Source organism: Peribacillus sp. NPDC096379, from assembly GCF_044762875.1.
Taxonomy (GTDB): Bacteria; Bacillota; Bacilli; order Bacillales; family DSM-1321; genus Peribacillus.
In genome coordinates, this window is record NZ_JBIWFD010000002.1 from 579,847 (window position 1) to 599,617 (window position 19,771).

A 19,771-nucleotide genomic window follows, 5' to 3' on the forward strand; every position below is an offset into this window, starting at 1 on the left:
GGCGGTATGTATGGCATTTGAAGGATTAGCCGACCGACTGCAAGGCACCATGCAAAAGATTCGCGGCAAAGGAAAGGTTAACGAGGCGGACGTAAAGGAAATGATGCGCGAAGTTAGATTAGCGCTTCTTGAAGCCGATGTTAACTTTAAGGTTGTCAAAGATTTTGTCAAACGTGTGAGTGAGAGAGCGGTAGGCCAGGAAGTTCTCAAAAGCTTAACCCCTGGTCAGCAGGTCATAAAAGTCGTTAAAGAGGAATTAACTGAGCTGATGGGCGGCGAACAAAGTAAGATTGCCGTGTCTACCCGTCCGCCAACTGTTATTTTGATGGTCGGTTTACAAGGCGCGGGGAAAACGACAACAACTGGAAAGCTTGCCAATCTTTTAAGAAAGAAATACAATCGAATGCCTATGCTCGTTGCAGCTGATATTTACCGTCCAGCAGCAATCAAACAATTAGAAACACTTGGTAAACAAATTAATATGCCTGTTTTCTCCCTTGGTGATCAAGTCAGCCCTGTTGAAATAGCAAAACAGGCGATCGAAAAGGCGAAAGAAGATCATCATGATTATGTGCTGATTGATACAGCTGGACGACTTCATATTGATGAAAACTTAATGGATGAATTGAAGGACATTAAAGATTTGACGAAGCCTGATGAGATTTTTCTAGTTGTTGATGCGATGACTGGTCAGGATGCTGTCAATGTCGCCCAAAGCTTCAATGAACAGCTCGGTTTGACTGGTGTTGTATTGACGAAGTTAGATGGGGATACACGAGGTGGAGCAGCTTTATCTATTCGTTCGGTTACAAATACTCCGATTAAATTTGTCGGAATGGGTGAAAAAATGGATGCACTAGAGGCGTTCCATCCAGAACGAATGGCTTCAAGGATTCTCGGTATGGGAGATGTACTAACTTTAATCGAGAAAGCACAGATGAACGTCGATGAGGATAAAGCTAAAGAACTTGAGAAAAAAATGAGAACAGCATCTTTTACGTTCGATGATTTCCTCGAGCAACTTGGCCAAGTGAGAAATATGGGTCCGCTTGACGATTTACTGAAAATGCTCCCTGGAGCAAACAAGATCAAAGGAATGGATAATCTTTCTATTGATGAAAAGCAAATTGGTCATGTCGAAGCGATTATTCGCTCGATGACACTTCAAGAAAAAGAACATCCTGAAGTCATCAATTCAGGTCGGAAAAAACGAATTGCTAAGGGAAGTGGACGATCGATTCAAGAAGTAAATCGCTTACTTAAGCAGTTTGAGGACATGAAGAAGATGATGAAACAATTTACAAACATGCCTAAAGGCAAGAAAAAGGGATTTAAACTCCCATTCATGTAAAGTTTTTAACAGATTACACACGTCTGTTAAGAAAAAAACCTTTACAAACATGCTAGACATTTGATAATATATTATCTTGTGTGAAACTATTCGGAGGTGCTTATTTAAAATGGCAGTAAAAATTCGCTTAAAACGTATGGGAGCTAAAAAGACTCCTTTCTATCGTATCGTAGTTGCAGATGCTCGTTCACCACGTGATGGACGTTATATTGAAGTTGTTGGGACATACAATCCAGTAACTCAACCTGCACAAATTCAAATCAACGAAGAGCTTGCTCTTAAATGGTTACAAGACGGTGCAAAACCATCTGATACAGTACGTAACTTATTCTCAAACCAAGGCATTATGGAGAAATTCCACAATGCAAAACTAGGTAAGTAATTTTCCTAGATGAAAGACTTAATTGAAACAATTGTTTCAGCTCTTGTCGATCATCCGAGAGATGTTCAAGTAATGTCTCGGGAAGAAGATGACCGAATCCTTTACACCCTCTCTGTTCATAAGGAGGATATGGGGAAAGTCATCGGAAAACAAGGGCGTGTAGCTAAGGCGATTCGGACTGTGGTATATGCAGCAGGATCCTCACAGCATAAGAAAATCTATTTGGAGATTTCCGAATAAGGGAGGGTTAATACCCCTCCTTTTTTTGTAATAAAAAAATAGTACCACTCTAGAAATATACTCGCCGTAAATCCAAATCAATGAAATCATCGTTACATATTGGGTATAATAAAGCATGCATATTAAAAGTTGTTTAATCTTACATATAGAACAAAAACGCAAATGCTGAATAACTTATAGATATCACATTGTAAGGGTTTAGCATGAAAGAAATACAAACATGTAGGAGGCGCTGGAATGAAAATTATCAAATCAGTCATGGTTAATCAAGTATTAACAGAGACCAGCAAGAATCAACTCCTTGAAAAGTACAAATCAAAACGTCTTCAACTTCAAAAAGAATCGGAACAATTGCGCTTTGAATTGAAGAAATTAGAGAAGACGAGAAATTTTCAACCAGCGAGTCTTCGTACCCACTTCGAAAAAGAAGTCAATCAACGACAAGATAAAATTAAACTAATAGAATTTCAAATCGAACAATTGGAAATATTACCAATTGGAAGCGAATTAAAAGAACGTGAAATCCAAGGTATTGTAAGTGTAGAAATAGGCGACAACTGGGATGAAATCATACACACAAAAACGATTGTGATAAAGGATGGAGTTGTCTCTGAAATCCGTTAGAGGTGATAGTATGGAAAATTGGTTTAATGTAGGGAAAATTGTAAATACACATGGAATCAAAGGAGAAGTCCGAGTCATATCTAAAACGGACTTTGCAGAAGAGCGTTACAAGCCCAAAAACGTTTTACATCTATTCAAAGGAAATGATAAACCGATGGCACTCACAATTGAGAGCCATCGTAAACATAAGAATTTTGATTTGTTGACCTTTGAAGGATATTACAATGTAAACATGGCTGAGTCTTTAAGAGATGGGATATTAAAAGTGCCAGAAACACAGCTTGGTCAGCTAGATGAAAATGAATTTTATTTTCATGAAATTATTGGGTGTATGATTTTCACAGATGCTGGTGAAGAAATTGGCCAAATTCATGAAATTTTAACACCTGGTGCTAATGATGTTTGGGTTGTGAAAGGTAAAAAAGGGAAAGACATCTTAATCCCTTATATCAAACAAATTGTAAAAGAAGTGGATATAGCTAACAAAAAGATCATCATTACTCCTATGGAAGGGCTGCTTGATTGATGAAAATTGATGTCCTCTCCTTATTTCCGGAAATGTTCGAAGGTGTTTTCGGTTCTTCGATATTGAAAAAAGCTAGCGAGAAAGATGCCGTAACCTTTCAAGTAACAAACTTTCGTGAGTATGCCGATAATAAGCATTCGACTGTAGATGATTATCCATATGGCGGTGGAGCTGGCATGGTTTTGAAGCCGCAACCGATTTTTGATGCAGTTGATGCTTTAAGCGCTCAATCCGAGACAAAACCAAAAGTCATTCTTCTTTGCCCACAAGGGGAACGCTATGATCAAAGGAAGGCAGAAGAATTGGCGAAAGAAGATCATCTCATTTTCATTTGCGGTCATTACGAAGGGTACGACGAACGAATTAGAGAACATGTCGTAACAGATGAAATTTCAATTGGCGACTATGTACTAACCGGTGGTGAACTGGGGGCAATGGTCGTTATTGACAGTGTTGTTCGGCTATTGCCAGGTGTGCTTGGAAATGAAGACTCACAAGTCCATGATTCTTTTTCCACAGGCTTGCTAGAGCATCCGCATTATACAAGACCCTCAGATTTTAGAGGTATGAAAGTACCGGACGAGCTTATTTCCGGAAATCACAAGAAAATTGATGAGTGGCGAACAAAGGAAACACTGCGAAGAACGTGGAATCGCCGTCCTGATTTGTTAGAAAACTACTCATTAAATGATAGTGAGAAAAAATTATTAGCAGAGATTCAAAAGGAAAAATGACGACACTTGTAATTCTTCTAATATTATGATATGATATTTTTCGTGACTTGAGCAATAATGTTCAGTCTTATAACGATGTTCCGCTGCAACGCTAATGTTGGCAAGAGCATCCGGGAGGAGTAGATAAACATGCAACAACTTATTCAAGAAATTACTAAAGAACAACTTCGTACTGATCTTCCAGCGTTCCGTCCTGGTGACACTGTACGTGTACACGTAAAAATAGTTGAGGGAACTCGCGAACGTATCCAGTTATTTGAAGGTGTTGTAATTAAACGCCGCGGTGGTGGAATCAGCGAAACTTTCACAGTACGTAAAATTTCGTACGGTGTTGGTGTTGAGCGTGCATTTCCTTTACACTCACCAAAAGTAGCTAAATTAGAAGTAGTTCGTTTCGGTAAAGTCCGTCGTGCTAAACTTTACTACCTACGTGAGCTTCGTGGTAAAAAAGCACGTATTAAAGAGATGCGCCGCTAATCAGCATAATCTCATTGATTTTGCGTGTTAACAGGATTGAACTTAACAGAAACAGTATATAAGTGCGTGTTCAAAAAGAAGGATAAGAAGAGCCGAGAAGTTCGAGGAGCGAATCTTGAGAGGACCGGAGCGTATGTAGTAATACGTGAGGACCGAAGAGACAGAGCTTTGATGCAATTCGACAGCTATTTTTACCGGACTTTTTGAACATCCTCTATAAGGTAAGACATCCGTCGGTGGGGATTAGGTCCACCGATGGTCAGTTGAACCGATTGGGCTTTTACGGATAGTTGATCCTCATCATGCTTCTTTGGGCTTAGATAGAGGAAACGACCGTTAATGCGGGTGAAATTAGGAGCTTGTTTATCAGGCTCCTTTTTTGTACCCGAAGTGAGAAAGACCTCGTATAAGATACCTAGTAGTTTTCCTTATCCCCTATATTCTAGTGAAATGAGAAGTGCTTCACTGCAAGGAGGATTATTGTGGCAAAGAAAAAGAATGAGATTTGGGAATGGACAAAAGCGATTTTGATTGCTGTTCTTCTTGTGGTAGTCATTCGTTATTTCCTATTTGCACCGATCGTTGTAGATGGATATTCTATGGCTCCTACTTTGGATACACAAGAACGAATGATTGTCGATAAATTCAATTACAAAATAAGCGATCCAGATCGCTTTGATATTATCGTTTTTCATGCTCCAGAAGGTAAAGATTATATAAAGCGGATAATCGGTCTTCCAGGAGATAAAGTTGAATATAACGATGATACCTTATATGTGAATGGAAAAGCTTATCCTGAGCCGTATTTAGATGAATATAAGAAGCAGCTGACAGATGGCGGTCCGTTAACAGAATCATTTACCTTAATGGATATTACCAATAGTGACACAGTACCTAAGGGGCATCTCTTTGTAATGGGTGATAATAGACGCGCAAGTAAAGATAGCCGGTATATTGGATATGTATCATTTGATAAGGTGGTAGGCAAAACAAAATTAGTATATTGGCCAATTAACAGATTTAGATTGGTTGAATAGTTAGGAAGGTGGATTCCATTGACGATACAGTGGTTCCCAGGCCATATGGCCAAAGCGAGAAGAGAAGTAACGGAAAAACTAAAATTAGTTGATATTATTTACGAATTAGTGGATGCAAGAATCCCGCTAGCATCGAGAAATCCGATGATAGATGAAATTATTCAGCATAAGCCAAGAGTTATTTTATTAAATAAAGCTGATATGGCAGACCCAGCCAGAACGAAGGAATGGCTCGCATATTATCAATCACAAGGAAAAAAGGCCATTGCCATTAATTCGCAAGAAGGACAAGGTCTTGGGCAAATTACCGCGGCATCAAAAGAGCTGCTGAAAGATAAATTTGACCGTATGAAAGCAAAGGGAATCAAGCCAAGAGCGATTCGTGCCATGATCGTCGGTATTCCAAATGCTGGAAAGTCGACGCTTATTAATCGATTAGCGAAGAAAAACATTGCTAAAACGGGTAATACACCAGGTGTAACGAAAGCACAGCAGTGGATTAAGGTTGGTAAAGAGCTTGAGTTATTGGATACACCAGGTATATTATGGCCAAAATTTGAGGATCAAGAAGTCGGCATGAAGCTTGCGTTGACAGGTGCCATTAAAGATACTTTATTAAATCTACATGAAATATCTCTATACGGTATCCGCTTTTTAGAAAAAGAATATCCTGCACGTTTAAAGGAACGTTATAATCTTGAAGTGATTCCCACAGAAACAGTGGAGCTATTTGATGTGATTGGGAAATTCCGAGGATGCTTAGCAGCTGGGGGAATGGTCGATTACGATAAAACAGCCGAGCTAGTTGTTCGCGAAATCCGTTCTCAAAAAATGGGCCCATTAACCTTTGAAAAGCCAAGTGATATGGCTGAACAAACTGAAGAATGAATAAGGAGCAGGAGTGCATGTAAACAGTCAAACTGTTTGACGCAAATTCCTGCTTTTTTTGTATGGAGGACATGGGGACTTAGGCTTCGCGACTTACTAATCTAGCCAACTTAGCGGGTATACTGATTTTATCAAGAAATATTCAAAATTTCGGCTCCGCACCGCTATCATTGCGATTAGGTGGCGTTTTAACGCCATACAAGTTTTGTATTACAGATTATAAAAAGTATTATGAAGATGCCGATAAATAACACAAAGGTGAAAAAAATGACAAAGAATATGAAAATAAAGGACATTGCCGAAAGACTATCTACAATTAAAGAACCCAGTGATCTTTTCCTTGATCAATGTAAAATGGATGATCGAAAAGGTGTGAGTGATCTTTTACTAAAATGGAACAATCATTATCAAAAAGAGCTCCATTTACAAAAAGCATTTAAACAAATGTGTACAAATGAAACTGAACTTAGAAAACAAGGTTTCTCAATTGTTGCTGGAATTGATGAAGTAGGTCGCGGGCCACTCGCCGGACCTGTTGTCGCTTGTGCTGTGATCCTACCGGAAGACTTTTACTGTCTAGGTCTTACTGATTCAAAGCAGTTATCCGAAACAAAGCGAAATCATTATTTTGATATCATCCGCGATCAAGCGGTGGCAATTGGTACAGGTATTATAGATAACGAAGAAATTGATAAAATAAATATTTATGAAGCAACAAAGAAAGCGATGCTAATGGCGATAAAGAATCTAAGTATATTGCCAGACTATTTACTAATTGATGCAATGAAACTTGAAATTCCTGTTCCACAGCTGTCGATAATAAAAGGCGATAGTAAAAGTATCTCAATTGCGGCAGCATCAATCATAGCAAAAGTAACGCGAGATCGAATGATGAAAGAGTATGCAGTTCAGTACCCACACTATGCATTTGAGAAGAATATGGGATATGGAACGAAAGCGCATTTAGAAGGATTAGAACAATTTGGGATCACTCCATGGCATAGGAGGAGTTTTTCACCTGTAAAAGAAATGTCTTAGAGAGGATATTCAAAGAGTTCGGTAAACTAGCTTGAGAATTATGTCATCGCGCATGTCCTGTGCGCAACATAGAAGTCAGCACAACCTGTGTAAGTCCAGTCACAAATGTTGCTGTATACGCGCAAGGTTCCAGAGATGTGTTCCTTGAACTTTTTATCTTCCTTTTTGAACACGTACTAGAAATAAAACGAATGGTTTTAGGATGTGGCATAATGCAACCGACTCAATTACTAACGCACACAAGACCGGTGGATGGGCTTCAAGGGAAAATGACATTCCATAGTGGCCAAATTTTGCTTGGGAAAATGACAAAGCTGTTTCCGAATAATATGGCATCGGTACAAATCGGTTCACAAATGGTTATGGCGGCTTTGGATGTACCTTTGAAGGCTGGAGAAAGATATTGGCTTCAAGTGCAACCAGATGACGGACAAGTCCGTTTAAAGCTTCTTGAAGCTATTGCTTCAAGTGAGATGGGAAGTAGTAAGGCGGCAGAACAAGTACTAACACATCTATCTCTGGGCAAGAGCAAAGAAGCAACCTTCATTGCAGACTATTTTTTGAAAAATGAATTGCCGATTACAAAAGAGATTATGGAGGAGTCACTTCGTTTTTTTAAGGATTCTAGTATAACAGGTCAAGGACTTACCATCATTAAAACGATGCTTGTTCAAGAGCTTCCGTTTGTAAAAGATGTATTTATGGCCCTACAATCTGTGGAAAACGGAAAACCATTTCATATCATTTTGTCAACTCTTCTTCAGAATCTATTAAAAAGTGAAAAACACACGCCTACTTCGGCGCAAACAAAAGAACTACTAGAAACTCTTGTACTTCCGAAACAAGAGTTAATGGAAAAAATGGGTATGCAAAAGGTCCTTTCGCTATGGTTAAAAGCTGAAACTCCTGTTCATGTCCGTGAGGGAGCCTATACACTCCTGCAAAATGCTGGGTTAATTCCTCATCATGTATCTGAATCAGAGTTACTGTCTGCTTTTCTAGACAAAATCATGCCTTCGGGAAGAAGCAATGCAACAGCTGTCGTAAGGGAGGGTTTATCGTATCTTTCCAGTCAAGGACTCATTCAGCCTACTGAAACAAACGATATATTAAGTGAATTAAATCGTTTATTACGTAATGCTGGAGAAAGACAAAACCTACATATCACGTCACTTGCAAAAACGCTCTTGTCGGCTGTTCATGCAAATTTTGAAGCGAAGGCTTTTATCAGTGCTGACCAAGGACAAAATCCAGTGATAAAGCTATTAAACAATAATCCAGATACAGTTCAAGTGGCAAGCAGTAAGATCGGTGAACTTTTACTAAAAGTTGCTACATCTGACCAAATCGTAACTGATACAACGGAACCCCAAACTGTTGCATTAAAATCTGTTTTACAAAACGATTTTAAAGTAGTCAATTTTTCGAATGCTGGATCGTTATCTTCTTCATTCAAAAAGATCATATCTCAAATGGGATTTGGATTTGAATCCGTCTTAGCTACAGAAAAGCAAGTATCCGATAATCAATTGGAAACGCTAAAACCATTATTAATGAAATTGATGCAGGAGGATCTGTCAATGACCGTTAAAAATTCGGCGGAGCAGGCTATTCAACGAATTACAGCCCAGCAAATTCTGGCTCAGGAAAATGGTCCGCTTCAACAGCTGTTCATGCAAATTCCATTAACAATGGGGACACATCAAACTGATTTAACGATGCAGTGGACGGGAAGAAGAAAAAAAGATGGTACGATAGACCCGGCATATTGCCGAATTCTCTTTTATTTAGAACTTGAATCTCTTAAAGAAACAATCATTGATATGGGCGTTCAAAATCGTGTTGTTAACGTGTCGATTATCCATGAACATCCTGATCGGCTTGAAATGCTTGTGACGCCATTTATTGAAGTGCTAAAGAAAAATTTAGAGGAAATGGACTATAAGTTATCAAGTATTGTTTTTGAAAACGAGGCTGGAAAGACACAGCTAAAGAAAAAGTCACAAGTTGCCATTAATATGAACGATACTTATAGTGGATTGGATTTACGAATATGAGTGAAAAACGAAAAGCAGCGATTGCTCTGCAATACGATGCAAAAAAAGAATCAGTCCCGAAAGTACTTGCAAAAGGCAAAGGAAAAGTTGCAGAAAACATTCTTGAAGCGGCCAAAGAACATAATATCCCGATTCAGGAAGATCCATCATTAGCAGAGCTACTTGGTAAGCTGGACATAAATAAAAAAATACCAGAAGAGTTATACATTGCGGTTGCGGAAGTATTTGCTTTTGTATATAAGGCAGATAAAGAAGCGAATAAACAAAAAAATGATAATTTAGGATATAAAAAGTAAGGGTCGGACTTCACACTTCATACACAATAAGCTGTGTATTGTAGTTGTGGAGTCTGACTCTTTTATTTTGGTGAATATGTAAAAAATGATTGGAATAAATTTTCATATAAAACTATATTCCAATCAATTTTTTTAAAAGTACCTGCTTATTACACGAATATAGAGGAGGAGAAATTGGATGAATTTAAACAATATTTTAACTGAAAAAAGAAACCCTAATACGATGAATATCGATGAACTTTCCAGTATTGATGTCATAAAAATGATTAATCAGGAAGATAAAAAAGTTCCTGCAGCAGTTGAGTCTATTCTTCCTGAAATCGCCGATATGGTTGATAAAATTGTGAATTCTTTTCAAAATGGCGGAAGGCTAATTTATGTTGGAGCAGGAACGAGTGGAAGATTGGGTGTTCTTGATGCTTCAGAATGTCCCCCAACGTATGGAACCGATCCAAGTCTTGTAGTTGGCCTTATTGCCGGTGGTTTGAAGGCGCTTCAATTGGCGGTAGAGGGAGCTGAAGATGACCAAGAACAAGCTATAGAAGATATTAAAAACTTACATGTTTCAGAGAAGGATTGTGTGATTGGAATTGCTGCCAGCGGTCGAACACCTTACACAATTTCAGCGATGAAACAAGCGAGAGAACTAGGAGCAACTGTAGGTGCTGTTATTTGCAGTCCCCACTCAGAAATGGAAAGTGTAGCTGACATATCAATGTTTGTAGAAGCAGGACCTGAGGTAATTACTGGTTCGACCCGAATGAAGGCAGGGACAGCTCAGAAGCTAGTGTTAAATATGCTTACAACAGCCAGCATGATTAAAATAGGTAAAGTGTATAGCAATTTAATGGTTGATGTGCAACCAACCAATGAAAAACTTCGTGTACGGGCAAAGGCTATTGTCGTAGAAGCAACAGGTGCAACTATAACAGACGCAGAGGATGCTTTACAGAAATATGGTTCTGTTAAAACTGCTATTCTATCAATTGTAACAGGGGTAGAGGGAAACGACGTACAAGAAACATTGAATAAACATCATGGGGAACTAAAAGCAGCAATCGAGGAATTAATGAAAGAAAATACTAACGGAAATTAAAATCGGCTAGAACATGTTTTTCGTATCAGCATCATAGAATGAACCAACTCCTGAAAATCTGGAAATGGAGTTGGTTCGATTAAAATTATTTCATGGAAATTAGTCATCTAATAAAGAGGGTGGGGGAAAGAAATGAGAAAGGAAGAACGCTTAGCAAAAGAGATAAGTGAAAAAGTCGGAGGAGCCTCGAATATTAGTCAAGTTGCTCATTGTATGACTAGACTACGCTTGCAGTTGAAAGATGCTGGCAAAGCAAACATTGTCGAAATTAAAGCGGTAGAAGGGGTAATGGGAGTTATTGAGGACGAAACCTTACAGATTGTCATCGGACCAGGGTTGGTAAATAAAGTGGCTTTAGAAATGAGTGCGCTTACAGGTCTTGCTGTAGGTGAAGTGGATGAAGAAAAATTGGATGATTTAGCAACGATAAAGCACAATGAAATACGTTCGAAAAACAATACACCTTTTAAAAATTTGCTAAGAAAAATCGGTAATATTTTTATCCCACTAATCCCTGCTTTAGTTGCTTCAGGTATTATAAATGGAGCAGCCAACTTTGCCAAGAACGCAGGTGTTGATCCTACAGCAACTTGGATGCAGTTATTATTATTTATGGGTGGCGGTATTTTTGCCTACTTAGGTGTACTTGTCGGTTGGAATACGGCAAAAGAATTTGGTGGCACACCGGCACTCGGGGCCATTGCTGGAATCTTCATCTTCAACCCTGCCCTTGCCACCGTAGAGTTGTTTGGAGAAGCGCTTCAACCGGGACGTGGCGGATTATTTGCTGTGATCTTTGCAGCCTGGCTGATGGCCGCTACCGAAAAACGAGTTCGTACAATCATCCCAAATGCCGTTGATATTATTTTAACACCTTTAATTACGGTCTTATTTGTTGGTTTTTTAACGTTATTGCTAATCCAGCCAATTGGCGGTTATTTTACAGCAGGAATTACAAATGGAATTAATGCGATTATTGAATATGGTGGAGTATTCGCCGGCTTTATACTAGCAGGTACATTCTTACCACTTGTAATGGTCGGTCTTCACCACGGCTTAACCCCAATCCATATGGAATTAATCTCGAGTACTGGTGTTACAATTCTGCTTCCAATTTTAGCGATGGCTGGAGCTGGTCAAGTCGGTGCAGCTATTGCTATTTTTGTCAAAACGAAAAATAAGAAATTGAAGAATATTATCAAGGGTGGATTGCCTGTTGGATTTTTAGGAATTGGCGAACCCTTACTTTACGGGGTTACATTACCACTTGGGCGGCCGTTTTTAACTGCTTGTCTTGGCGGTGCAATGGGTGGCGCTTTCCAGGCATTTGCACAAACGGCTTCAACGGGGATTGGAGTATCAGGTCTATCACTTATTCCGCTAATCGATGGGAAATATGTGATGTATTTTCTCGGGCTTTTAGTTGCGTATGCTTTTGGCTTTATTTTCACCTACCTTTTCGGTTTTAAAGAAGGAATGGCTGATAATATTAAGTGATGGGAAGAGGTGTTCCGAAAGGGTGTGACCTTTCGTTATGGGACACCCTCTTCTTTTTTGAATTTAAACGACTTGTGTAGGAGGAATGATGATGTTAGGATGTTCAGTTTATCTTGGACACATAAGTGATGAAGAACAGGATGCGTATCTAAAAGAAATGTCACAGGTGGGATTTCAGTTTATTTTCACCTCAATTCATATACCTGAAGACGATTCGACTCACTTTAAGGACTTACTAAAAACTTTAGGTAGACAGGCGCTATCATACAATATGGATTTGATGGCCGACATTTCTCCTATTGCCTTTCAGCTTTTAGGATTCACACCGGAAACCATTGGAGAAATAAAGGAGTGGGGAGTAAATGGATTAAGGGTTGATTATGGCATGGAGCCCTCTACCATTGCTAAACTTTCACACACTATGAAGATTGCGTTGAATGCGAGTACAATTAATCTTGATTTTTTTCAAGATCTTTTAAAAGAAAATATCAATCTGAATCAAACAGAGGCATGGCATAATTATTATCCTCGAATCGAAACAGGTCTTGATAAGGGGGACTTTATTAAACAAAACACGATGCTTAAGAAATTAGGATTTAAGGTAATGGCATTTGCTCCAGGAGATGGGGTGCTCAGAGGGCCACTTTACGATGGATTGCCTACACTCGAGAAACACCGTAATGTATCGCCCTTTCAATCTTATCTTGAGTTAATTCATGCATGCGGTGTAGACAAGGTGGCGATTGGAGACATTTCGCTTAAAAAAGATACCATTTTCCAATTTAAAAAAGTAATGGATGGTACAATTCCGCTAAGAAGTATCTTATATACACAGCATCCGCCAACAAAATCCATCATCGCCCTAGACCATTGTAATCGCATGGATGCTGCGCGGGATGTCATTCGATCAGAAACATCAAGAATTTATACCGCGAACCAGAATTATAGCATTCACCCCGAGAATACAACTGAAAGAGTAGTAGGTAGCATAACGATCGATAATGAACGGTATGGTCGTTATCAAGGGGAAATGCAAATTGTGAAAAGGAATTTGCCGATTAATGGAAAAGTAAATGTAGTCGGCCGAGTTATTGAGGAAGACCTAAGTCTATTAAAGTATATAAAATCAGGTCAAGATTTCACCATTATAGATCATTTATTGAACTAGCTAATTCTCGGAGTAAAAAGAATTGTAGAAAAGTTTTAGTGGGTTTAAGTAGACAAGTAAAATTCCATTATATACAATGAAAACGTAAGCTATTTCATCCCATATGAAAACGTTATATTTAATATAGTTAGCTTCTCTGTAAATCGAAGAGAAGTTAGGACCATTTCGATGAGACGGATTAAAATGATTGGTTGTTTAATTCCGGCTTTTTAACATGTTTATCATGTACATCATTCGAATTTGGTGTAAAATGGGATATGTGTTTTGCGTTTTATCATTTTAATAGTTTTATAGTTGACAAGGAGGATGGGAAATGAATATCCATGAGTATCAAGGTAAAGAGATCCTCAAACAATACGGGGTATCTGTTCCGAGTGGCCGTGTAGCATACACTGTTGAGGAAGCCGTTGAGGCCGCCAAAGAACTAGGAACAGAAGTTGTTGTTGTGAAAGCTCAAATTCACGCAGGCGGCCGCGGTAAAGCGGGCGGTGTTAAGGTTGCGAAAAATCTTGATGAAGCGCGTACATATGCAGAAGAAATTCTTGGGAAAACGCTTATCACTCACCAAACTGGTCCTGAAGGGCAAGAAGTGAAGCGTCTGTTGATTGAAGAAGGCTGCGACATTAAGAAAGAGTACTATGTGGGTCTTGTTTTGGACCGTGATACATCGCGTGTCGTTCTAATGGCTTCAGAAGAAGGCGGAACGGAAATCGAAGAAGTGGCAGAAAAGACACCTGAAAAAATCTTTAAGGAAGTAATTGATCCAGTTGTTGGTTTATCAGCATTCCAAGCTAGGAGAATTGCTTTTAATATTAATATCCCTAAGGAATTAATCAATAAAACTGTAAAGTTCATGTTGGGTCTATATACTGCATTTGTTGAAAAAGATTGTTCAATTGCAGAAATCAATCCACTTGTAATAACAGGTGACGGAAGTGTAATGGCATTGGACGCTAAAATGAACTTTGATGATAACGCTTTATTCCGTCATAAAGATATTTTAGAATACCGTGATCTTGACGAAGAAGATCCAAAAGAAATTGAAGCATCGAAATATGACTTAAGCTATATTTCATTAACTGGAAATATCGGTTGTATGGTAAACGGTGCAGGTCTTGCGATGTCTACGATGGATATCATCAAACATTACAGTGGCGACCCAGCGAACTTCCTTGATGTTGGCGGCGGTGCGACTGCAGAAAAAGTTACAGAAGCATTCAAAATTATTTTATCTGACAAAAATGTAAAAGGTATTTTTGTAAACATTTTTGGCGGAATTATGAAGTGTGATGTAATTGCTGAAGGTGTGGTTGAAGCAGCTAAACAATTAGGGCTTGATGTTCCAGTTGTTGTTCGTCTTGAAGGGACAAACGTTGAACTAGGTAAACAGATTTTGAAAGATTCCGGTTTGAATTTGACACCTGCTGAATCGATGGCAGACGGTGCACAAAAAATCGTATCACTTGTAGGATAATAGGCAGGGGGGACCAAAAATGGGCGTATTTATTAATAAAGATACTAAGGTCATTGTTCAAGGTATTACTGGTTCAACGGCTTTATTTCACACAAAACAAATGTTGGAATATGGAACAAAGATTGTTGGTGGAGTAACTCCAGGAAAAGGTGGAACTGAAGTTGAAGGTGTGCCAGTTTATAACACAGTGCTTGAAGCTGTTAATGCAACTGGTGCCACTGCATCCGTGATTTATGTACCAGCTCCATTTGCCGCAGATGCGATTCTAGAAGCAACAGATGCAGAATTAGATCTTGCAATTTGTATTACAGAACATATCCCAGTTATGGATATGGTGAAAGTGAAGCGTTATATGGAAGGCAAGAAAACTCGCTTAATTGGACCAAACTGTCCAGGCGTTATTACGGCAGATGAATGTAAAATTGGCATTATGCCAGGATACATCCATACAAAAGGTCATGTTGGTGTCGTTTCTCGCTCTGGTACGTTAACGTATGAAGCCGTTCATCAATTGACACAAGCTGGGATTGGACAAACTAGTGCAGTTGGAATTGGTGGAGATCCAGTAAATGGAACAAACTTCATCGATGTGCTTAAAGAATTCAATGAAGATCCTGAAACATATGCAGTCATCATGATTGGTGAAATTGGTGGAACTGCTGAAGAAGAAGCTGCGAAATGGGTAGCAGCTAATATGACGAAACCGGTTGTTGGCTTCATCGGTGGGCGCACAGCTCCTCCAGGAAAAAGAATGGGACATGCTGGTGCAATCATCTCTGGTGGAAAAGGAACAGCAGATGAAAAAATCCGCGTTATGAATGAATGTGGAATTAAAGTCGCTGAAACCCCAGCTGTAATGGGTGAAACACTAATTACTGTCCTAAAAGAAAAAGGCATCTACGAACAATGTAAGACAAATTAATTTTTGATACATGAGGCTGTCTCAAAACCATGGTTTTGAGACAGCAACTACGAAAAATACAGTGCGTATATAAGACGTAATACTGTGTGTTGTTCCGAGGTCTTCCTCTTTTGAGACAGCCTCTAATTTTGTCAACGATTGTTCCCCACGTTAAAAACCGCTATAGGAGTGATCTACATTGAACATTACCGATAAAATCATTCATTTACACCATTGTCGCGGTGTAGGATGGCAAACCATGAAAAAGATTCTTTTAGCAGACCCCTCTCTAACGACACTTTATACTCAATCCTTTACCCAATGGCAAAAAATCCTTCCAATCCCTGTTACTAAACTACAAATCTTTTATCATGATCTTCATCATTTAAATATTCAAGAACTGATTCAACAATATAAAAATAATGATATTGAAATTGTAACGATCGTAGATGATGATTATCCAAATCTCTTAAAACAAATCTATGATCCGCCTTGGGTTCTTTATTTAAGAGGTGATAGAAGCTTGTTAACCTTTGAGCACAGTTTAGGGGTGGTCGGATCGAGACAGCCGTCTGAGTACGGTGTGGAAGCCCTAAAAAGGGTATTGCCACCTCTTATTAAGAAGGATTATGTCATTATCAGTGGCGTAGCGACAGGAATTGATGCTGCTGCACATCGAATAGCGATCGCTTGCAAAGGAAAGACAATCGGTATTCTCGGAGGTGGCCACTATCATATGTATCCTGTTAGCAATATTCCCTTGGCCACAAATATAATCAAATACGGATTACTCATTTCAGAAACTCCGCCATCAAGACGCCCCGAACCATGGATGTTTCCGGTAAGAAACCGAATTATTAGTGGATTATCCAAAGGGGTATTTGTTGTTGAAGCAAAGGCGAGAAGTGGTTCTCTGATAACAGCGAATCTTGCATTGGAGCAAGGGCGTGAGGTTTTTGCGATACCAGGAAACATTACGAGCGAATTATCAGACGGGTCGAATTTCTTGATTCAAGAAGGAGCTAAGATGGTACTTACAGCAGCAGACATTGACGTAGAGATCGTATATTAAGTAATTTACACCTATTTTCTTCTATTGAATACGAGTTTCCTAGGTGTTAAGTCTTAGTGTGAAAATAAACGATTTGAATGGAGGAGGGCAGTCTTTTCGAGGTGTCCTCTTTTTTATTTTATCCTGTATTAACGGGCGGTAAGACCCCCACTGAATGAAGAGTCACTTTATAAAACCTATTTCCTATTGAAAGAAATCTGATTATAATGAAAAAAAAGCATAGTCAGATTATTATAATAGATATACAAATAGTGAAATATGTACCAAGAATTTTCGTGAATTACATAAATTTATTCCTTTCTTGAAAAAAATAAAAATCTATAGAAAAAGGTTGATAATTTAGTAATACTAGTATAGATTTTGCATCATAGTCCTGTTTTAATCTCTTTTTTGAAATCAATTTCTTATATGCGAAATAAAATAAAAAATGAAAGAAGATTGACAAATGATTTTTCTATGATTAATAATAGTGAAGATTTATATTACCTCTTGAGGAGGATTGATTGAATGTCAGAATACTTGGTAATAGTGGAATCACCAGCAAAGGCGAAAACAATAGAACGTTATTTAGGAAAGAAATATAAAGTAAGAGCTTCTATGGGACATGTTCGTGATTTGCCTAAGAGTCAAATGGGTGTAGATGTCGAACATGAGTATAACCCGAAATATATCACAATTCGTGGAAAAGGTCCTGTACTAAAGGAACTGAAAACAGCTGCAAAAAAAGCGAAGAAAATCTATCTCGCAGCTGACCCTGACAGGGAAGGGGAAGCGATTGCATGGCATTTAGCTCACAGTCTAGGTGTAGATATTGCATCAGATTGTCGAGTGGTATTTAATGAAATTACAAAAGAAGCAATTAAAGAGTCGTTTAAAACCCCTCGTCCAATCAATATGGATTTAGTGGATGCTCAGCAAGCACGAAGAATCCTTGATCGTTTAGTCGGATACAACATTAGTCCTTTATTATGGAAGAAAGTCAAAAAAGGTCTAAGTGCTGGACGTGTTCAGTCTGTTGCGGTACGGATGATCATTGACCGGGAAAAAGAAATTAAGGGCTTTGAGCCAGAAGAATATTGGACGATTAAATCCGATTTTCTTAAAGGGAATGACCAATTCGAAGGATCTTTTTTCAGTAAAGCAGGAAAACGTGTTGAACTTAAGTCAGAAGATGATGTTAAACAGGTATTGGATGCCATCACCGGAAGTGAATTCAAAATCAATAAGGTGACAAAAAAGGAAAGAAAACGTAACCCTGCAGCCCCATTTACAACATCTTCGCTACAACAAGAAGCTGCAAGAAAGTTGAATTTCCGTGCAAGAAAAACAATGATGCTAGCTCAGCAGCTGTATGAGGGGATCGAACTAGGAAAAGAAGGAACGATTGGATTAATCACTTATATGAGAACAGATTCCACTCGTATTTCAGACAGTGCTAAAGAAGAAGTTCGTAGTTTTATCGGAAATGCATATGGTCAGGAATATATTCTAAAGGAAGAACGAAAAGATAAAAAGCAAACGAATTCCCAAGATGCTCACGAAGCAGTCAGGCCGACTAGTTCGCTTAGAGATCCTAGTTCCGTTAAAGAATATTTATCGAGAGACCAATTTCGCTTATATAAATTAATTTGGGAGCGCTTAGTATCTAGTCAGATGGCATCAGCGGTTATGGATACGATGACAGTTGATTTAATTAATGCTGATATTATTTTTAGAGCAAATGGTTCTAAAATAAAGTTTCCTGGATTCATGAAAGTATACGTAGAAGGTACTGATGATTCAGTGGAAGAAAAAGAAAATATGCTTCCTGAAGTGAAGGAAGGCGATACGTTTTTTTCAAAAGATATCGAACCGAAGCAGCATTTCACTCAGCCACCGCCAAGATATACGGAGGCAAGACTTGTAAAAATGCTTGAAGAATTAGGAATAGGACGCCCTTCCACATATGCACCAACTTTAGATACCATTCAAAAAAGAGGGTATGTATCGCTCGATAATAAACGTTTTATACCGACAGAGCTAGGAGAAATTGTTCTAGAATTAATTATGGAGTTCTTTCCGGATGTACTTGACTTGGCATTCACCGCTAAAATGGAACGCGAATTCGATAATGTTGAGGCCGGTAATATAGAATGGGTCCAAGTAATTGATGAATTTTATAAGGAATTCGAAGTCCATCTAATAAAAGCAGAAGCAGAAATGGAAAAAGTAGAAATCAAGGATGAACCGGCAGGGGAAGACTGTGAGGAATGCGGAAATCCAATGGTTTTCAAAATGGGCCGCTATGGGAAATTTATGGCCTGTAGTAATTTTCCGGATTGCCGCAATACAAAACCGATAGTGAAAGAAATCGGTGTGAAATGTCCGAAGTGTCATGATGGTAATATTATTGAAAGAAAAAGTAAAAAACGCCGCCTATTCTATGGATGTGATCGTTATCCGGAGTGTGACTTTATTTCTTGGGACAAACCACTACCAAGACCATGTCCGAAATGTGAAGCAACATTAGTAGAGAAAAAATTGAAAAAAGGTGTACAAGTACAGTGTGTAAACTGTGACTATAAAGAAACACCACAGAATTAGTTTTTAAGGTGAGTGTATAGCTCACCTTTTTAACTTTATTTAAAAGAAACTTTTATATTGGCGTAGAGTGACTATTTTAATCTGCATTACCGGGCAGTAAAGCATGCACCTAAAGGTTTAGAGTTTAGATGGCGGATGAAGAAAACCCGACTGAATGAAGTGTCACTTTATAAAATTACACATCATCTAGTTTTTTATATAATTGGTAAGTGATGTCGATTAACTCTCATTACGTCTCCTTTTACTGACAAAAATGTAAGAGAGAGAGGTATTTATTAGTAAATAGTTGGTGATAATGCTTGAAACTTTCATCTTTCCTGTATGTAAGGT

19 protein-coding genes are annotated in these 19,771 nt (G+C 38.6%); all 19 read left to right on the forward strand.

Going from position 1 to position 19,771, the window contains the following annotated elements:
• Positions 1-10: 10 nt before the first annotated feature.
• Complete coding sequence (gene ffh, locus ACIQZI_RS11815) at positions 11-1,351, forward strand: signal recognition particle protein (protein WP_062181235.1); 1,341 nt, start codon at positions 11-13, stop codon at positions 1,349-1,351.
• Positions 1,352-1,460: 109 nt separating this feature from the next.
• Entirely contained in the window at positions 1,461-1,733 is a 273-nt protein-coding gene (gene rpsP / locus ACIQZI_RS11820; RefSeq protein WP_049680754.1) for a 30S ribosomal protein S16, read from the forward strand.
• 9 nt (positions 1,734-1,742) lie between these two features.
• Positions 1,743-1,973, forward strand: a complete 231-nt coding sequence (locus ACIQZI_RS11825; protein ID WP_403073292.1) for a KH domain-containing protein — start codon at positions 1,743-1,745, stop codon at positions 1,971-1,973.
• A gap of 237 nt (positions 1,974-2,210) precedes the next feature.
• Positions 2,211-2,597, forward strand: coding sequence for a YlqD family protein (locus ACIQZI_RS11830; RefSeq protein ID WP_062181230.1), 387 nt, complete (start codon positions 2,211-2,213; stop codon positions 2,595-2,597).
• Positions 2,598-2,607: 10 nt separating this feature from the next.
• On the forward strand, positions 2,608-3,123 hold the full coding sequence (rimM, locus tag ACIQZI_RS11835) for a ribosome maturation factor RimM (protein ID WP_403073294.1): 516 nt from the start codon (positions 2,608-2,610) through the stop codon (positions 3,121-3,123).
• Entirely contained in the window at positions 3,123-3,857 is a 735-nt protein-coding gene (trmD, locus tag ACIQZI_RS11840) for a tRNA (guanosine(37)-N1)-methyltransferase TrmD (protein WP_062183317.1), read from the forward strand. The genes rimM and trmD overlap by 1 nt, the downstream gene beginning before the upstream one ends.
• Before the next feature lie 129 nt (positions 3,858-3,986).
• On the forward strand, positions 3,987-4,334 hold the full coding sequence (rplS, locus tag ACIQZI_RS11845; protein WP_049680758.1) for a 50S ribosomal protein L19: 348 nt from the start codon (positions 3,987-3,989) through the stop codon (positions 4,332-4,334).
• A 482-nt stretch (positions 4,335-4,816) separates the two neighbouring features.
• On the forward strand, positions 4,817-5,371 hold the full coding sequence (gene lepB / locus ACIQZI_RS11850) for a signal peptidase I (RefSeq protein ID WP_062181223.1): 555 nt from the start codon (positions 4,817-4,819) through the stop codon (positions 5,369-5,371).
• An 18-nt stretch (positions 5,372-5,389) separates the two neighbouring features.
• On the forward strand, positions 5,390-6,259 hold the full coding sequence (ylqF, locus tag ACIQZI_RS11855) for a ribosome biogenesis GTPase YlqF (RefSeq protein WP_062181220.1): 870 nt from the start codon (positions 5,390-5,392) through the stop codon (positions 6,257-6,259).
• Positions 6,260-6,526: 267 nt separating this feature from the next.
• The gene (locus ACIQZI_RS11860) at positions 6,527-7,297 is read left to right on the forward strand and encodes a ribonuclease HII (protein ID WP_403073297.1); all 771 of its coding nucleotides are present in this window, start codon (positions 6,527-6,529) and stop codon (positions 7,295-7,297) included.
• Between the two features lie 212 nt (positions 7,298-7,509).
• Positions 7,510-9,354, forward strand: coding sequence for a hypothetical protein (locus ACIQZI_RS11865; RefSeq protein ID WP_403073299.1), 1,845 nt, complete (start codon positions 7,510-7,512; stop codon positions 9,352-9,354).
• Positions 9,351-9,650 carry an EscU/YscU/HrcU family type III secretion system export apparatus switch protein gene (locus ACIQZI_RS11870; RefSeq protein WP_403073301.1) on the forward strand — a complete coding sequence of 100 codons (300 nt, stop codon included), beginning with the start codon at positions 9,351-9,353 and terminating at the stop codon, positions 9,648-9,650. The genes ACIQZI_RS11865 and ACIQZI_RS11870 overlap by 4 nt, the downstream gene beginning before the upstream one ends.
• 178 nt (positions 9,651-9,828) lie before the next feature.
• Positions 9,829-10,746, forward strand: coding sequence for an N-acetylmuramic acid 6-phosphate etherase (gene murQ / locus ACIQZI_RS11875; RefSeq protein WP_403073303.1), 918 nt, complete (start codon positions 9,829-9,831; stop codon positions 10,744-10,746).
• Between the two features lie 132 nt (positions 10,747-10,878).
• Positions 10,879-12,243 carry a PTS transporter subunit EIIC gene (locus tag ACIQZI_RS11880; protein ID WP_062181208.1) on the forward strand — a complete coding sequence of 455 codons (1,365 nt, stop codon included), beginning with the start codon at positions 10,879-10,881 and terminating at the stop codon, positions 12,241-12,243.
• Positions 12,244-12,334: 91 nt separating this feature from the next.
• Complete coding sequence (locus ACIQZI_RS11885; RefSeq protein ID WP_403074004.1) at positions 12,335-13,411, forward strand: DUF871 domain-containing protein; 1,077 nt, start codon at positions 12,335-12,337, stop codon at positions 13,409-13,411.
• Positions 13,412-13,724: 313 nt separating this feature from the next.
• Positions 13,725-14,885, forward strand: a complete 1,161-nt coding sequence (gene sucC, locus ACIQZI_RS11890) for an ADP-forming succinate--CoA ligase subunit beta (RefSeq protein WP_062181202.1) — start codon at positions 13,725-13,727, stop codon at positions 14,883-14,885.
• Positions 14,886-14,904: 19 nt separating this feature from the next.
• Entirely contained in the window at positions 14,905-15,807 is a 903-nt protein-coding gene (sucD, locus tag ACIQZI_RS11895; RefSeq protein WP_403073306.1) for a succinate--CoA ligase subunit alpha, read from the forward strand.
• A 178-nt stretch (positions 15,808-15,985) separates the two neighbouring features.
• Entirely contained in the window at positions 15,986-16,858 is an 873-nt protein-coding gene (dprA, locus tag ACIQZI_RS11900) for a DNA-processing protein DprA (RefSeq protein WP_403073308.1), read from the forward strand.
• 507 nt (positions 16,859-17,365) lie between these two features.
• The gene (gene topA, locus ACIQZI_RS11905) at positions 17,366-19,441 is read left to right on the forward strand and encodes a type I DNA topoisomerase (RefSeq protein ID WP_062181194.1); all 2,076 of its coding nucleotides are present in this window, start codon (positions 17,366-17,368) and stop codon (positions 19,439-19,441) included.
• Positions 19,442-19,771: the final 330 nt, after the last annotated feature.

Bases quoted from the DNA above. Each gene is read 5' to 3' on its own strand.
- ffh (WP_062181235.1), top strand. From the start codon at position 11: ATGGCATTTGAAGGATTAGCCGACCGACTGCAAGGCACCATGCAAAAG.
- rpsP (WP_049680754.1), top strand. From the start codon at position 1,461: ATGGCAGTAAAAATTCGCTTAAAACGTATGGGAGCTAAAAAGACTCCT.
- ACIQZI_RS11825 (WP_403073292.1), top strand. From the start codon at position 1,743: ATGAAAGACTTAATTGAAACAATTGTTTCAGCTCTTGTCGATCATCCG.
- ACIQZI_RS11830 (WP_062181230.1), top strand. From the start codon at position 2,211: ATGAAAATTATCAAATCAGTCATGGTTAATCAAGTATTAACAGAGACC.
- rimM (WP_403073294.1), top strand. From the start codon at position 2,608: ATGGAAAATTGGTTTAATGTAGGGAAAATTGTAAATACACATGGAATC.
- trmD (WP_062183317.1), top strand. From the start codon at position 3,123: ATGAAAATTGATGTCCTCTCCTTATTTCCGGAAATGTTCGAAGGTGTT.
- rplS (WP_049680758.1), top strand. From the start codon at position 3,987: ATGCAACAACTTATTCAAGAAATTACTAAAGAACAACTTCGTACTGAT.
- ACIQZI_RS11860 (WP_403073297.1), top strand. From the start codon at position 6,527: ATGACAAAGAATATGAAAATAAAGGACATTGCCGAAAGACTATCTACA.
- ACIQZI_RS11865 (WP_403073299.1), top strand. From the start codon at position 7,510: ATGCAACCGACTCAATTACTAACGCACACAAGACCGGTGGATGGGCTT.
- ACIQZI_RS11870 (WP_403073301.1), top strand. From the start codon at position 9,351: ATGAGTGAAAAACGAAAAGCAGCGATTGCTCTGCAATACGATGCAAAA.
- murQ (WP_403073303.1), top strand. From the start codon at position 9,829: ATGAATTTAAACAATATTTTAACTGAAAAAAGAAACCCTAATACGATG.
- ACIQZI_RS11880 (WP_062181208.1), top strand. From the start codon at position 10,879: ATGAGAAAGGAAGAACGCTTAGCAAAAGAGATAAGTGAAAAAGTCGGA.
- ACIQZI_RS11885 (WP_403074004.1), top strand. From the start codon at position 12,335: ATGTTAGGATGTTCAGTTTATCTTGGACACATAAGTGATGAAGAACAG.
- sucC (WP_062181202.1), top strand. From the start codon at position 13,725: ATGAATATCCATGAGTATCAAGGTAAAGAGATCCTCAAACAATACGGG.
- sucD (WP_403073306.1), top strand. From the start codon at position 14,905: ATGGGCGTATTTATTAATAAAGATACTAAGGTCATTGTTCAAGGTATT.
- topA (WP_062181194.1), top strand. From the start codon at position 17,366: ATGTCAGAATACTTGGTAATAGTGGAATCACCAGCAAAGGCGAAAACA.